Origin of the sequence: Mycoplana dimorpha (assembly GCF_003046475.1) — a bacterium.
Classification (GTDB): domain Bacteria; phylum Pseudomonadota; class Alphaproteobacteria; order Rhizobiales; family Rhizobiaceae; genus Mycoplana; species Mycoplana dimorpha.
The window spans coordinates 174,997-189,418 of sequence record NZ_PZZZ01000006.1 but is presented as its reverse complement, the minus strand read 5'-3'; the positions used below and the strand labels follow the sequence as shown (position 1 = coordinate 189,418).

General features: G+C 66.8%; 16 protein-coding genes. 9 read left to right on the top strand and 7 right to left on the bottom strand.

Going from position 1 to position 14,422, the window contains the following annotated elements; genetic code table 11:
* Positions 1-29: 29 nt before the first annotated feature.
* Both C7449_RS15570 and C7449_RS15565 read right to left on the bottom strand, forming a co-directional pair.
* A complete protein-coding gene (locus C7449_RS15570; RefSeq protein ID WP_108003811.1) occupies positions 30-1,982 on the bottom strand; it encodes an FUSC family protein in 1,953 nt (650 codons plus the stop codon).
* Positions 1,979-2,359, bottom strand: a complete 381-nt coding sequence (locus tag C7449_RS15565) for a MarR family winged helix-turn-helix transcriptional regulator (RefSeq protein ID WP_245414413.1) — start codon at positions 2,357-2,359, stop codon at positions 1,979-1,981. Before C7449_RS15565 ends, C7449_RS15570 begins: the two co-directional genes overlap by 4 nt.
* Before the next feature lie 340 nt (positions 2,360-2,699).
* On the opposite strand from C7449_RS15565, the gene C7449_RS15560 reads away from it, so the two are divergent.
* Together C7449_RS15560 and C7449_RS22360 are read left to right on the top strand one after the other, a co-directional pair.
* A complete protein-coding gene (locus tag C7449_RS15560; protein WP_108003957.1) occupies positions 2,700-3,218 on the top strand; it encodes a DUF992 domain-containing protein in 519 nt (172 codons plus the stop codon).
* 199 nt (positions 3,219-3,417) lie between these two features.
* Positions 3,418-3,546, top strand: coding sequence for a hypothetical protein (locus C7449_RS22360; protein WP_280952483.1), 129 nt, complete (start codon positions 3,418-3,420; stop codon positions 3,544-3,546).
* Between the two features lie 138 nt (positions 3,547-3,684).
* Here C7449_RS22360 and C7449_RS15555 read toward each other — a convergent pair whose 3' ends face one another.
* Entirely contained in the window at positions 3,685-3,942 is a 258-nt protein-coding gene (locus tag C7449_RS15555; RefSeq protein WP_146165094.1) for a BON domain-containing protein, read from the bottom strand.
* Positions 3,943-4,538: 596 nt separating this feature from the next.
* Between C7449_RS15555 and C7449_RS15550 the strand changes: the two genes are divergently transcribed.
* From C7449_RS15550 to C7449_RS15540, 3 genes are all read left to right on the top strand, one after another.
* On the top strand, positions 4,539-4,817 hold the full coding sequence (locus C7449_RS15550; protein WP_108003808.1) for a cold-shock protein: 279 nt from the start codon (positions 4,539-4,541) through the stop codon (positions 4,815-4,817).
* Between the two features lie 58 nt (positions 4,818-4,875).
* A complete protein-coding gene (gene rpsU, locus C7449_RS15545) occupies positions 4,876-5,112 on the top strand; it encodes a 30S ribosomal protein S21 (protein WP_108003956.1) in 237 nt (78 codons plus the stop codon).
* A gap of 170 nt (positions 5,113-5,282) precedes the next feature.
* Positions 5,283-5,531, top strand: coding sequence for a hypothetical protein (locus C7449_RS15540; protein ID WP_108003807.1), 249 nt, complete (start codon positions 5,283-5,285; stop codon positions 5,529-5,531).
* A 246-nt stretch (positions 5,532-5,777) separates the two neighbouring features.
* Here C7449_RS15540 and C7449_RS15535 read toward each other — a convergent pair whose 3' ends face one another.
* A complete protein-coding gene (locus C7449_RS15535) occupies positions 5,778-6,605 on the bottom strand; it encodes a MerR family transcriptional regulator (RefSeq protein WP_108003806.1) in 828 nt (275 codons plus the stop codon).
* 205 nt (positions 6,606-6,810) lie between these two features.
* Here C7449_RS15535 and C7449_RS15530 point away from each other — a divergent pair, with 205 nt between their 5' ends.
* Both C7449_RS15530 and C7449_RS15525 read left to right on the top strand, forming a co-directional pair.
* Complete coding sequence (locus tag C7449_RS15530; RefSeq protein ID WP_108003805.1) at positions 6,811-8,088, top strand: 4-aminobutyrate--2-oxoglutarate transaminase; 1,278 nt, start codon at positions 6,811-6,813, stop codon at positions 8,086-8,088.
* Positions 8,089-8,389: 301 nt separating this feature from the next.
* Entirely contained in the window at positions 8,390-9,871 is a 1,482-nt protein-coding gene (locus tag C7449_RS15525; RefSeq protein WP_108003804.1) for an NAD-dependent succinate-semialdehyde dehydrogenase, read from the top strand.
* 45 nt (positions 9,872-9,916) lie between these two features.
* Here the strand turns inward: C7449_RS15525 and C7449_RS15520 are convergent, their stop codons facing one another.
* The 3 genes from C7449_RS15520 to hpaR all read right to left on the bottom strand — a co-directional run bounded on the left by C7449_RS15520 (position 9,917) and on the right by hpaR (position 11,141).
* Positions 9,917-10,312, bottom strand: coding sequence for a type II toxin-antitoxin system VapC family toxin (locus C7449_RS15520; RefSeq protein ID WP_108003803.1), 396 nt, complete (start codon positions 10,310-10,312; stop codon positions 9,917-9,919).
* Positions 10,312-10,554, bottom strand: a complete 243-nt coding sequence (locus C7449_RS15515; RefSeq protein WP_108003955.1) for a type II toxin-antitoxin system VapB family antitoxin — start codon at positions 10,552-10,554, stop codon at positions 10,312-10,314. Before C7449_RS15515 ends, C7449_RS15520 begins: the two co-directional genes overlap by 1 nt.
* Positions 10,555-10,622: 68 nt before the next feature.
* Positions 10,623-11,141: a homoprotocatechuate degradation operon regulator HpaR gene (gene hpaR, locus C7449_RS15510; RefSeq protein WP_245414412.1), complete on the bottom strand. Its 519-nt coding sequence runs from the start codon at positions 11,139-11,141 to the stop codon at positions 10,623-10,625.
* 402 nt (positions 11,142-11,543) lie between these two features.
* Here hpaR and repA point away from each other — a divergent pair, with 402 nt between their 5' ends.
* Entirely contained in the window at positions 11,544-12,761 is a 1,218-nt protein-coding gene (gene repA / locus C7449_RS15505; protein WP_108003802.1) for a plasmid partitioning protein RepA, read from the top strand.
* The gene (gene repB / locus C7449_RS15500) at positions 12,758-13,789 is read left to right on the top strand and encodes a plasmid partitioning protein RepB (protein WP_210204743.1); all 1,032 of its coding nucleotides are present in this window, start codon (positions 12,758-12,760) and stop codon (positions 13,787-13,789) included. The genes repA and repB overlap by 4 nt, the downstream gene beginning before the upstream one ends.
* Positions 13,790-14,422 lie beyond the last annotated feature (633 nt).

The following is a 14,422-nucleotide window of genomic DNA, read 5'->3' as shown; positions in this document are numbered from 1 at the left end:
CGATAGTGGCCAACCGGGTAACGGTCGGATCAGGCCCGCCGGCGCGCGCTGCGGTCGAAGAACGCAGGGTTGCGCGCCATCGACTCTCCTGCAGCTCGCAGGAGCCCGCCCTCGCCGGCTGCGTCGGCATCAAGCCGGGCGGCGGCGCGGGCAAGCGCCGGCGGAACTCGCTCCGGCCGGTCGGCAAGGTGTCGTATCCGCCTGAGCGCCAGTTGCAGGGCCCGGTGCGTGCCGGCCGATAGCGCCGGGTCGCTTGCCCGCTCATGCAGGAGGAGCGTCGCTCGGCCGAGCACGTAGACCGCCAGGCCACCCTCAGTTGGCGAAAACCGGCGCTCGCCCGCGGCCTGCGCAAGTCGGACCAGCCGCAGCAGCCGGTGTTGCAGCCGGGCGCGCAAGACTCCCCGGTGCCTCGTGCTGTCCGGGCTTGCCGCCGCGTCCTGCAGGTCGCGCACCATCATGGTGATCAGCGTTTCGAGGCGGCGGCGGGCATCGGTCGGAAACACCAGCCCGTAGGCGAGCAACGCGATCGCCGGGCCGGCGACCACGGCCGCCGCGATCGCAAGGGAGCCGAGGAAGCTGCCGGAAAGCGGATAGGCGGGTTGCGACAGCAGCAGCAGCACCATCACGTAATCCGTGCCGCCGAGCATGGTGCGCCGGTGGGACATCGGCACCACGCCGCTGATGATGAAGGGCATCACCGACAGCACCAGCCCGAGTTCGGAGGTGGCGAACGGCCAGACCAGCCACCGGCAGGCCAGCGCCGCGCAGGCGCCGAAGAACTGGCCGGCCAGCACCTGGCGCATCACGGCCGCCGGGTTCTCGAAGGTGGAGAACAGGGAGATCATCACCGAGGTACCAAGCAGTACATAGGGGCCGGCGGCCCACCCGGTCACGACCCAGGCAAGGCCGACCAGCAGCATGACGCCGCCGGCGCGAAGGGCGGCATGGCGGGCGCCGATCCAGTCCCGGTGCAGGACGACCGCCGGCAGCACCGGCTCGCCGCGCGCAGCGGCGGCCGAGCCGGCCACGGCGGCTTCGTCGGTCTCGGCCCACTCCCGTAGCGCCGCCGCCTGCCCCTGCAGCACCTCGAGCAGCGCCGGGTGGCGGCCGGCCAGGCGGGCCGCCTCCTCGAGAGCTGCGACGGTCTGCGAAACGGCGCCCGGGTGCTCGAGACTGCGCGCCGCACGTTCAAGGGCATCGGCGAGCGCCGGCTCGTGCGGGGCGGATCGCTCGGTCTTCAGCCACAGCAGCGCGGTGACCTGCGCGGCAAGGACGACGCGCAGCCGTCGAGCCGAGCGTCGCGAGGCCAGCGAGCCGGCGCCGTGCGGATCCAGACCTTCGTCAAGCAGCGCCATCTCGGCCAGGCGGTCATGCCAGTCGTCGGTGGACGGCGGCGGTGCGCCCCGGAGAAAGGCGGCCATGTCGGCAAGGATGCGCGCCGCAAGCCGCCGCGTATTGGCGGCGATCTCGCTCTCGGACGCCTTCTGGGTAAAGAGCAGGCCGACGACCAGACCGGTGGCGACGCCGGTCAAAACCGTGAGCGCACGGTCCGTGCCGAGCGCCAGCAGGTGGCCGGGATGGGCGGTCTCCAGCAGCGCCACCATCGACGCCGAATAGCCCGCGAGGATCGTTCCATAGGCGACGAAGCCGCGCAGCACGTTGCCGAGACCGGCGCAGGCGCCGATCCACACCGCGAGGCCCGCAACGAGCAGCGCTGGCCGATCTTCCGCGGCCGCCACCAGCAGCATGCCGACGAGCGTGCCGGCGATGGTGCCGACGAGGCGGAAGAAGCTCTTCTCCACCAGCAGGTTGCGGACCGGCTGGGCGGCCGAGAACACCGTCATCGCGGCCCATTGCGGATGCTCCAGCCCGAGCAGCCAGGCAACCAGCAGCGCCAGACAGCCGGCAAGCGCGGTGCGCAAGGTGAAGGTGAGGCGCTCCGGCACGAACCCCCATGCGGCGATCCGGTCACGCGGGCTCATGCCCGTGGCTCCTGTTCCTGCTCGAGGCGCTCGCCGATCCTCGCCAGCACGCCGAGGACGACCGCGATCTCGTCGTCGCCGATCCCCTGCAGGAGCTCGGCCTCGGCGGCGTTCAGCTGCGCCCGGATACGTCCAACCGCGTCGCGCCCGGCCCGGGTCAGGTAAAGCCGCTTGGCGCGGCGATCCGCCTCGTCGGCACGCCGTTCGATCAGGCCCTTGTCGGAGAGAATGTCGAGCAGCCGGACCAGCGTCGAGCCGTCGATGCCGACGAGGGCGGCAAGCTGCTTCTGGGTGATGCCGCCGCCGGTGGCGGACAGATGGACCAGCGGCGCCCAGGTCGCATCGGTCAGACCGGCCTGCTCCAGGCGTGCTTCCACGGCCCGGCGCCATCGACGCGCCAGAAGCGAAAACTGGTGGCCGAAGCGAAAGCGGGGCGGATTGTGATCGATCGTCATGCCGCCGGTTTACGGCAAAACGATTTGTAGTTCAAATTATTTCAAGCTGCATCTAAATTTTCGATGTCGACGCGCAGCACAGCGCGGTGCGTGCCGCCATTTTGCCATCTCTTGGTTGAAATGTGGTGCGGTGATTCCACGGTCCCTGGTTCGCGGCCGCCGACAGCCTGAAAGCCAGCAAAACGAGAATATGCGCGCAGGACGGGAACCAACGGCAGTGCAATGCACTTTCCCGATCAGCAAGACCAAGAAGGAGACCAGCATGAACACGATGGCGATGGCAATTCTCGCAGCCGGACTGGCGACGGCCTCCGGCGCCGTGGCGGCAGATGTCGTGGCAGTGCGGCACGCGCCGGTCCATGTGGAGCCCGACACCCGCGATGGGGTGAAGATCGGCATGCTCAGCTGCGATGTCGGCGGTGGCGCCGGTTATCTGCTGGGATCGGCCAAGACGGTTGACTGCGTGTTCAACTCCACGCGCGGCACGCAGGAGCGCTACACCGGTGTGATCCGCAAGATGGGCGTCGATCTCGGCTTCACCACCCGCGGGCGGCTCGCCTGGGCGGTCTTCGCCCCGACGGCGGGCTATCATCGCGGGGCGCTGGCCGGCGTCTACAGCGGCGCCACCGCAGAGGCGACGGTTGGCGCCGGCGTCGGCACCAATATCCTGTTCGGCGGGACCGCCAATGCAATCCAGCTGCAGACGATCAGCGTCACCGGACAGCTCGGATTGAACCTGGCCGCGACCGGAACTTCCGTCACGCTGACCCCGCAGGGCTGATCCTCCGCGATCAGCCAGGCAATTCCGCGATGGTGGCGCACCTCCCCCGCCGCCACGCCCCGACGGCCCGCGAAAGCGGGCCGTCGGCTCCTCTTCACATTTCGTTGAGGATAAGATGCAAATCGGCGCCCGCGCGGTAGCGGGCGGGCGAGCGGCGCACTAGGCTCCTGTGCATCGTCAGCCATGCCCGGAGGGAACGATGCCCGCGAGACTTTTATCGGCCGTGATCGCCCTCGTGGCCTTGGCAGGCTGCACCACCACCGCCGGCGACAACATCAACTACGCCCGCCCGCCCGAACCGAGCGGTTTGCGCATTCCCTACAACTGACGGGTAACCGGAGAGCTCGCCGCCGCGTATCATCGCAATCCGGCGGCTGGGAAGTTCCGCGTCTCGCAGCGCGCGGAGTGCGCCTGCCATGGCGTGATGCCTCGGACGTCGAACCTGGTCTAGACCATTCGCCTCTTTTCAGCGGTCGTCGTCACGCGCGATGATGATGACCGTATGCACGTGCTCCGGCCCGGCGATTTCCTCGGCAATGCGGCGCGCCGTGGCGGCGCCAAGGGCGCTGCGGCAGGTGCCCCGTAGCACGATGTCGTTTCCCTGCGCCTCGACTTCGATGCCGGCAAGCTCGATATCCGGCGACATCGCCAGCGCACAGCGTACGGACTCCACCAGCCCGAGGTGATCGACGCCGCGATCGGGAGACATGTCAGCGTTCATCATCGGCCTTGCCCTTGCGTTCGCGTCGACGGCGCTGGCGGCGCCGCAGTCGAGGGGCAAATGGTGGTTCGCCGCGATTTGTTCCGGAGCGGCCTGAGGGCTCCCGCTGGTGCCTTGCGTCCGAACGGTGCCAGGCGGCGTCTGGGGTTCTCCAGAACCAGCGCGAGCTTCTGATGTCTGCTGGCGTTACTGTATAGCCAAGTAAATGATACCGCTATTTATTGCATGACCTACAGTACGGCGCAGCTTCCAAAGAATTTATGCGAAGTTCTCTTTGGGTCAGAGAAATCGAAAAAGTTGAAGGTGTTGCAAAAAATTCACAATGGCTTATATGTATGACAATGAAATATTTACCCAGGCCTTTTCGAGCCGCGATCTCGACATTGCGAATGCCGCGAATTGAGCCGCGTAAATTTGCCGTTCCCCCCTGACCACGGATGTACTGGCAGGGCGTGGAACGGCCGGAAAAGGTCGGGGTTCAAGCCCGACCTTTTTGCGTCTGGTTCTTCACGTCTGGAATTTCGCACCTCCGGGCCGAGCCCGCGGCCGCCCGCGGATCTGCGGCCCGGGGGCATTGCGCAGCAGCAAGGAGCAGAACAATGAGCAACACAATCTACACCGCTGGCGACACCGTTGTCGTCAGGCCCGGCATCGCAGGCGCCCAGCCCGATGACCGGACGTGCAGGATCATCCAGGCCCTGCCCGCCGAAGGCGGCGAAGTGCAATACCGCGTCCGCTTCGGCAACGAGGTTTTCGACCGGCGGATTACCGCAACCGACATCGAGGCTCTCGGCGAAGCCTCGGACGGCGGCGACACGCCGGCGGCAGTGCCGATCGGCCGCCCCTGGCTGGCGCCCGTCCGCGTTCGCGCCCGCTGAGGGCGCCAATACCACGCCGACCACCGCGGCCTTGCGCCGAAAACAGAAAGGATTGAAATTGCAGGTACTCGTCAGAGACAATAACGTCGACCAGGCGCTCCGGGCGCTGAAACGGAAATTGCAGCGCGAAGGCGTCTTCCGCGAAATGAGGGCGCGAAAGGCTTACGAGAAACCGTCCGAAAGACGCATTCGCGAAAGGGCGGAGGCGGTTCGTAGGCAGCGGAAGCTGGCCCGCAAGAAGATGCAGCGCGAAGGCCTGCTGCCGACGCGCGGCAAGACGGCTCGCAGCCGATAGCGGGTGATGGCGAGGCTCGCCGGATCGCGGCGAGCTTCGAAACGGACCGGAAGACGCTCCGGGCCGGAAGGCGGCAGGTGAACGCCGGCGCGTGGCGCGCCGCGACGAAGCCTCCCGCCGCCCTGCCCGCCACCATCGGCGCCGCAAGGCGTGTGCTAAGGAGCTGAGCCATGACCACGGGTACCGGGAAATCCGTCAGGCCCACACGACGACCGGCCGGCGACCAGGCGGCGGCCACCGATACGTCGGTGTGGGGCATCATCGCCAAGGAAAAGGCCGCCCGCCTGAAGAAGACGGCGGCCCTGCGGGCCCAGCGTCTCGAACGATCCGCCCGCGAGGCGAGCGAGGCCGCCGCGTCCGAACCGGACACGGCGCAGATCCGCCCGCCACGCAAGCCCGGCCGCGGCAAGGGCGGTTAATCCATGCGATCGCAAGCAACGACAGGTTTAGGCGCCGTGACATGCAATGCCAAGAGCTTGAACCGCGACGGCCGGCTCTGAAGATCGCGACGCGTGACACCCGCTTGTGCCGGGCGCATCCAGGCGGCCAGACCCCGTGAGGCCGACAGGCGCTCGGCTGCTTGTCCCTACACCGCCAGCAATCCGATACCCCCTGCCCCGGTCCGAAATGGCAAGACCGCGATCCGGCCGCCGAGCGGTGGATCATCAGAACGTCGGCGGCGTATTGATCCAGACGAGCACGGTCTCGCCGTCGTGGCGGTTGCGCCAGGAATGATGGCGGCGACTGTCGAAGTAGATGGAGTCTCCGGGGCCGAGATCGTGGAACTCGTCGCCGTCCAGCACCATCTCGAAGCGGCCGGAAAGCACGTGGATGAACTCCTCGCCCTCGTGGCGGTAGGCGCCGTCGCTGCAGGCGCCCGGTGACAGCACGAAGCGGTGGCAGTCCATCATGTTGCGGCCGTCGGCCAGCACCTGCACCGTCACGCCCGGCGAGGTCTCCGGCCAGAATTTCCACTCCCCTGCCCGCACGATGCTGCGGCGCTCGGCCTCGTCCTCGCCGGAAAGTTTCGAGACGGTCGTGCCGTAATAGCTGGCAAGATCGTGCATGACCCGGAAGGTGACGCCCTGCGAGGTGCGCTCGAAGGTGGAGAGCACCGAGGTGGCGATGCCGATGTCGCCCGCCACCTGCTCCAGCGTCTTGCCGGCGGCGTGGCGCAGCGCGCGGAACTTGCGGCCGACGCCCTGCGGCGCCTCGCCCTCCCCGCCTGCGGCGTGCCCGTCGGCGGCGCCGTTCTCCGCCTCGAGCGCCTCGCGGATCGCCGCCGGGTTCAGGCCGCGCTCGGCGCGGTACCAGGCGATCTTCTTGAGTCGCGCCACGTCCTCGGCGCTGTACTGGCGGTGGCCGGCCTCCGAGCGCCCGGGAACGACGAGGCCCTGGCTTTCCCACAGGCGCAACGTCGAGGCCGAGACGCCGGCGAGCCGTGCTGCTTCCGCCACCTTGTAGTGCACCGTCTCCGGGCCGCTCGCACCCATGCCAATGAATCCCGTTTCTTGTGTTATGCTGCTTTTACAGCAGTTTGCGGTCCAGCCGACCGGCCGGCCGCTCCGTGGCGCTCTGCGGCATGCGGCCGCCGAAAATAGCCGTTGCATTCTTGCAGAATAAATGTAGGACTTCTACCATATCTTACAGAAAAAATGTAGGATATAATCCGTGTTCCAGAGCCAGGAATTTCGCACCATGACCGCCACATCCCTCACCGACCGCAAGAACGCCGCCATTTCCCGCGGCGTCGGCATGACCACGCAGATCTATGCCGATCGCGCCGAAAACGCTGAAATCTGGGACAAGGAAGGCAATCGCTACATCGATTTTGCCGCCGGCATCGCCGTCGTCAACACCGGCCACCGCCATCCGCGCGTCATCGAGGCGGTGAAGAAGCAGCTCGATCGCTTCACCCACACCTGCCACCAGGTCGTTCCCTACGAGAACTACGTCGAACTCGCCGAGCGCCTGAACCAGCTCGTTCCCGGCAACTTCGAGAAGAAGACGATCTTCGTCACCACCGGCGCCGAGGCCGTCGAGAATGCCGTCAAGATCGCCCGTGCCGCGACCGGCCGCCAGGCCGTCATCGCGTTTGGCGGCGGCTTCCACGGCCGCACCTTCATGGGCATGGCGCTGACCGGCAAGGTCGTGCCCTACAAGGTCGGCTTCGGCGCCATGCCGGGCGACGTGTTCCACATCCCCTTCCCGGTCGAACTGCACGGCCAGACGGCCGAACAGTCGCTCGCGGCGCTGAAGAAGCTGTTTGCCGCCGACGTCGACCCGAACCGCGTCGCCGCGATCATCATCGAGCCGGTGCAGGGCGAAGGCGGCTTCTATCCGGCCACCACCGCGTTCCTGAAGCAACTCCGCGAGATCTGCGACCAGCACGGCATCCTGCTGATCGCCGATGAGGTCCAGACCGGCTTTGCCCGGACCGGCAAGCTGTTCGCCATGGAGCATCACGGCGTCGTCGCCGACCTGACGACGATGGCCAAGGGCCTTGGCGGCGGCTTCCCGATCGCCGCAGTGACCGGCCGCGCCGAGATCATGGACGCGCCCGGCCCTGGCGGCCTCGGCGGCACCTATGCCGGCAACCCGCTCGGCATCGCCGCTGCGCACGCCGTCATCGACGTCATCAAGGACGAGGACCTCTGCAACCGCGCCACCAGCCTCGGCAACCGCCTCAAACAGCGCCTGGAATCGCTGCGCGAGAAGGTTCCGGAAATCGTCGACGTGCGCGGCCCCGGCTTCATGAACGCGGTCGAGTTCAACGACGCGACAACGAAGCAGCCGAGCGCCGACTTCGCCAACAAGGTGCGGCTGAAGGCGCTGGAAAAGGGCCTGATCCTGCTGACCTGCGGCGTGCACGGCAACGTCATCCGCTTCCTCGCTCCGCTGACGGTGCAGGACGAGGTGTTCGCCGAGGCGCTCGACATCCTCGAAGCCGCCATGCTCGAGGCCCGCTCCGCCTGACGCAGCAAACCCGGCTGCTGCGCGATCCCTGAACCGCAAACGGTGCAGGCGCATGCGCGCAGCGGGCTGGACGGTGCTTGCCCTCCCTCCCCCCTGCCCTCTCCGGAGCAGGGGGGAACCGGCAAGCCTTGTTCCACATCCGACTTCTCCCCGTGGCGGGGAGAAGTGAGCGGCAGGTGATGCCGGCGAAAACGACCTCCGCAAGCGGCTCCGTCCGCAGCCGCTTTACAGTTCAAATGCAAGGCAGCGCCCGGACGTCGGCGTCCGGGAGACCCCTTTTCACGCCCGAAGGAATGATGAAATGGCCTTCCACGACGCATTGACCAAGCACCTGAAGTCCACCGACTTCCTGCGCGATTCCGGCTATGTCGACGGCAACTGGATCGGCGGCAAGAGCGCCGCGACCTTCGACGTCTTCAACCCGGCGACCGGTGAGAAGCTGGCGACGCTGCCGGAAATGGGCGCCGCCGAGACGGCCGCGGCGATCGACGCCGCCTACCGCGCGCAAGGCCCCTGGGCGGCGCGACCGGCCAAGGAGCGCAGTGCGCTGTTGCGCAAGTGGCACGACCTGATGATCGCCAATGCCGACGAACTGGCGGCGATCCTGACCGCCGAGATGGGCAAGCCGCTGGCCGACGCCAAGGGCGAGATCCTCTATGCCGCCTCCTATGTCGAATGGTATGCGGAAGAGGCCAAGCGCATCAACGGCGAGACCATCCCCTCCCCGTCCGCCGACAAGCGCATGCTCGTCATCAAGCAGCCGGTCGGGGTCGTCGGCACGATCACGCCGTGGAACTTCCCCTCCGCGATGATCGCCCGCAAGGTCGCCCCGGCGCTCGCCGTCGGCTGCACGGTCGTGTCGAAGCCGGCCGAGCAGACGCCGCTTTCGGCGATCGCGCTGGCCGTGCTTGCCGAAAAGGCCGGCATTCCGGCCGGCGTCTTCAACGTGGTGATCGGAACCGACGGGCCGGCGATTGGCAAGGAGCTCTGCTTCAACCCGAAGGTGCGCAAGATTTCGTTCACCGGCTCGACCGAGGTCGGCCGGATCCTGATGCGGCAGTGCGCCGACCAGATCAAGAAGGTCAGCCTCGAGCTCGGCGGCAATGCGCCGTTCATCGTCTTCGACGACGCCGACATCGACGCCGCCGTCGAGGGCGCGCTCATCTCGAAATACCGCAATGCCGGCCAGACCTGCGTCTGCGCCAACCGCATCTACGTGCAGTCGAACGTCTATGACGCCTTCGCCGAGAAGCTTGCCGCCAAGGTCAAGCAGCTCTCGGTCGGCAACGGCTTCGACAGCGGCGTCAATCTTGGCCCGCTGATCGAGGAAGCGGCGATCGCCAAGGTCGAGACGCACATCGCCGACGCCGTCGCCAAGGGCGCGAAGGTCGTTGCCGGCGGCAAGCGCTTTGCCGGCGAAGGCACCTTCTTCCAGCCGACGATTTTGACCGGCGTTGACCGGACGATGAAGGTGGCGCGCGAGGAGACCTTCGGCCCGCTGGCGCCGCTGTTCCGCTTCGACACCGTCGACGACGTGATCGCCCAGGCGAACGACACCGAATTCGGCCTCGCGGCCTATTTCTTCGCCAGCGACCTGAAGTACGTCTGGAAGGTCGCCGAGGCGCTGGAATACGGCATGGTCGGCATCAACACCGGCCTGATCTCGTCGGAGGCCGCCCCGTTCGGCGGCATCAAGCAGTCCGGCCTCGGCCGCGAGGGCTCGCGTCACGGTGCCGACGACTATCTGGAGATGAAGTATCTCTGCATGGGCAACCTGGCCTAGCGATCCTCCAACCGGCCTCTCCACGGGAGGCCGGTCCCCTCCGCTTCAGGCCGGTTCGATATCGGTCTTGGCGAAATCATCGCCCTTGTAGAGCAGCGGCATGCCGTACTGGCGCGCGCAGGCATAGGCGAAGCAATCACCGAAGTTCAGCGCGGCGGGATGCCGGCCCTTGCCGAAGTGGCTGAAGGCTGCGATGGCGAGCGCGGCCGTTTCGGGGGCGACCGCGCGTACCTCAACGCCGAGAATGCCGAGGAGTCGCTCGACCGCCACCAGTGCATCGCCGGGATCAATCTTGCGCTTGCGGGCAACCGCCACAGCGGTCTCCCATACCGCAAGCGGCGAGGTGATCTTCGCACCTGGCGTCTCCAGCCGCGCGACCAATGCCGGATAGTCGGCTTCCTTGGCAAGAATGGCCACCAAAGCCGATGCATCGACGAACATCAATCGTCCTCGTAGAGGCTGTCGATGAATGCCTTGTCGATCGGTGGCCCCTTCGCGGGATGCCCGGCATCCAGTTCGCGCAATAAATCCTCCACCGCATCGATAAGTCGAGGTGCAGCCCCTGCCCGCTCAAGCTCGTGCTCCAGCGCCTGCCGCACCGCCTCCGTCTTGCTGATGTTGCGGGCGCTGGCGAGCCGGTCGGCTAGCCGGCCGACCTCGGGATCCTTGACGTAAAGGGCCATGGTATATCCCATCCTCGTGAATGGGATATCTATCACCCGCCGGGCTGCTTTTCAAGGATGAAGGGCGATCAATGAGGCTGGTCGCTGCCCTCCGGCGGCTCGGACTTCAGCATCGCCAGATCGTCCAGCAGATCCAGCAGGTGCTCGACCCGCATCTTGCCGTAGCGCGCCTCGATGTGTTCGTAGATCGCAAGGCTGTCGGGCGTCACGGTCCGGAGAATGTCGAGGCCGGCCGGTGCCAGCTTGAGCAACACGCGCCGCCCGTCGCCGACATCCTTGTGCCGGGTGATGTAGCCGCGCTCCTCCAGCGACTTGATCATCCGCGTCAGGCTGGGGGCGAGAATGAAGGCCTTCTCCGCCACCTCCGAGGCATCGAGCGTTCCGGCTTCGGCCAGCACGCGGATCACCCGCCACTGTGGCTCCGTCACGTCGTGACTGGCAAGCATCGGGCGGAAATGGCTCATGATGGCTTCGCGCGCCCGCAAGAGCGCGATCGGCAGGGAGCGACGGGTGTCGGGTGGCATCAGCCGGTCGTGCGGAATGGGGTCGGGCGGACCGGGAGAAACGATCTGGCTCGGTTCCATCATCTTCGTGTATCCGCTGTCTTGCGCCGACGGTCGATCTTGGACTGGGCCTTCGCCGCCCCGGCGTCACTCGTTGCTCAGGTACCTCCACGGGTGGAGGAAGAGATTGCCGCGTCGGCAGGCCGAGTCCCGTTCTGCTCCACTCTCGCAGTGACGGCCCCGGTGACCGGTTTATTCAAGCATGCCGACGGTCATTATCGAGAGCCTGTGGGCAGGCCATAACGGCCTTCTCGCGCATCTGTTCCGAAGCCAGGCCGGTCGGCGCTTTCGCCCTGCTCCGACGGGGACTGGCCTGTTGGCATTAACCTTGCGTTAACGATAAAGGATTTGACCAATTTCGCAAATCAGTTGAAAAACGGTCGCGACGGAATTTTCCCGCCTTTCCCTCAATAACCGTCGGACATCATGGACAATACGCTCAGACGCCCCCAGGACCTCCCCTCCTCCGCCGACCGGATCATGCGCCACTCGCAGCTGCTTTCGGCCCAACTCCAGAACCTGCGCCGCCAGATGTATCCGCCGGAGGCGATGAAATCGCTGAAGACTTTTTCGTCGAAGGACGCCGCCGCGCTGCTCGGCGTCGCCGAATCGACGCTGCGGCAGATGTCGCTCGACGGCGAGGCGGTGATCCCGGACCGGCAGGACAACGGCCGCCGCGTCTACACGCTGCCGCAGCTCAATGAGCTGCGCGCCTATCTCGCCAGGCGTCGCCCCTCCGAGGCGCTCGACTTCCTGCCGCGCCGCCGTCCCGGCGACAAGCTGCAGGTGCTGGCGATTGCCAACTTCAAGGGTGGCTCGGCGAAGACGACGACGACAGTGCACCTGGCGCACTATCTGGCCTTGCAGGGGCTGCGCGTGCTGGCGATCGACCTCGACCCGCAGGCATCGCTGTCGACCATGTTCGGCTACCAGCCGGAGTTCGACGTCGACGCCAACCAGACCCTCTATGCGGCGATCCGCTATGACGAGAACGAGCGGGTCCCCCTCTCCGCGGTGATCCGTCAGACCTATTTCGACGGCGTCGACATCGTGCCGGGCAATCTCGAGCTGATGGAATACGAACACGAGACGCCGCAGGCGATCGCCAGGGGGCAGTCGCGCGGCGACGGCATGTTCTTCCGCCGGTTGAAGACGGTTCTGGCCGAGGTCGAGGACGACTACGACGTGGTGCTGATCGACGCCCCGCCGCAGCTCGGCTACCTGACGCTCGGGGCGCTTTATGCCGCCACCGGCCTGCTGATCACCGTGCATCCGGCTATGCTTGACGTCGCCTCGATGAACCAGTTCCTGGCGATGACCAGCGACCTGCTCGGCGTCATCGAGGATGCCGGCGGCGCCCTCGAGCACGACTTCATCCGCTACGTGCTGACCCGCCATAATCCGCACGACGTGCCGCAGGTCAACGTGGTGGCGCTGCTGCGCTCGCTGTTCGGCGAGGACGTGCTGGCCGCCTCGGTCGTCGACACCACCGCAATCGCCAGCGCGGGGCTGGAGAAGAAGAGCCTCTACGAGATGAGCCGCGGCAGTGTCGGCCGCGACACGCTGAACCGCGCCCTCGAATCCGTCGACGCGGTCAACGCCGAGATCTTCCGTCACATCAAGACTGTCTGGGGACGCAAATGACCAATGCAAGCGACCGCTCCAAGCGAATGAAGGCCATGTTCGGCGGCATCAATCCGGAGGAACTGGCCGCCGCCGTGGCGCCCTCGCCGCTGTCGCAGGCCAACCGCCGCGTCGCCTCAGGCGCCGTGCGCTCGATGCAGGATTCCTTTTCGGCAATCGAGGACGAGAACGCGAAGCTGCGCGAAAAGCTCGCCGGGTCCGAGGCCATCGTCGAAATCGCCCCCGGCGAGCTCGATCCCTCCTTCGTGCGCGACCGCATGGACGGCCAGGCCGACCCCGGACTGGACGAGCTGGTGCGCAGCATGCGTGAGCACGGCCAGCAGGTGCCGATCCTGGTGCGCCCGCATCCGGACGCCGCCGGCCGCTACCAGATCGCCTATGGGCATCGCCGCTGGCAGGCGGCCAAGGCACTGAACCTGCCCCTCAAGGCAATCGTGCGGGCGCTGACCGACGACGCGCTGGTAATCGCCCAGGGCAAGGAAAACAGCGAGCGCAAGGACCTGTCCTTCATCGAGCAGGCGCTGTTTGCCCAGGAGCTGAAGGAGCGCGGCTTCGACCGGCAGACGATCGCCGCCGCCCTCGGCCGCAGCGAGGACAAGGGGCTCGCCTATATCTCGATCCTCACCTCGCTGGCCGCAGCGCTGTCGCCGGAGGTCGTCCGCAAGATCGGTCCGGCGCCGAAGACCGGCCGGCCGAAATGGGAAAAGCTCGCGGGGTATTTTTCCGACCGCAAGCTGCCGGCGGCCCGTTCGTCGGCGGCCAACGGGCTGATGGCCTCCGACAAGTGGTTCGCCGCCGACAGTGACGCACGCTTCGCCATGCTGCTGTCGTTGCTGGAGGCGAAGGAAAAGCCGCGGACGGCGAAGAGCACGATCCGCGGCGGAGGCGGGCAGGACGCCGTGACGATCGAGCGGGCCGGGCCGGTGACGCGCTTCGCCGTCGACGAGCGGCAGGTGCCCGGCCTGGCCGAGTGGCTGGCCCGCGAGCTGCCGGGACTGGTGGCGCGTTTCGAGCAGGAACGCTCGTAGGCGAAACGCGGGTGAGGGGCGATGCTCGCCCCTCACCCGATCGGCTCGCGCGTGCAGGCGAGGGGATCGTGGCTTAGGCCAGCCCCATCCGCCGGAAGCGAGCGGTCCGAAGGCCGGATGCCGCATCGCGGGCGGCCCCCGCATCCGTTGGACCAACGGGTCGGATGCGCGGCGTTCCAGTGCGGGCTGACCGCCCGAAATGCCCCGAGCCCGCTGAATTAACAGTGTATTTTTCTGCCGCGTTTCAACTGTAACACCCGCCGGGCCCCAAGGCGATCAGGTGGCGCCAAGCGCGACGTCATGGCGGCGTCCAATCTGCCGAAAGGGGGCGGCCGGCAGGCCGGATGCGCATCGCGCAACGGGCGTCGGGGCAACCGACCGGATGCGCGGCGTTACACGGGGGCTGACCACCAAATGCGCGCCTAGCCTCCTGAAATAAAAGCAAAATTTTCTGCTGCGTTTCAATTGTAACACCCGACCGAGCCCTCAAGGCGATCAGGCGGTACCAAGCGCGGGGTGGTGGCGGCGTCCGGCGTCCGCGCCGCGGTGGCCAAAGGTCCCCGCCTGCAGCCTGTGAATAGCAAAGCGTTGAAATCTCTTGCTAATCGATTTGAACTTGTTTCAATCGATTTG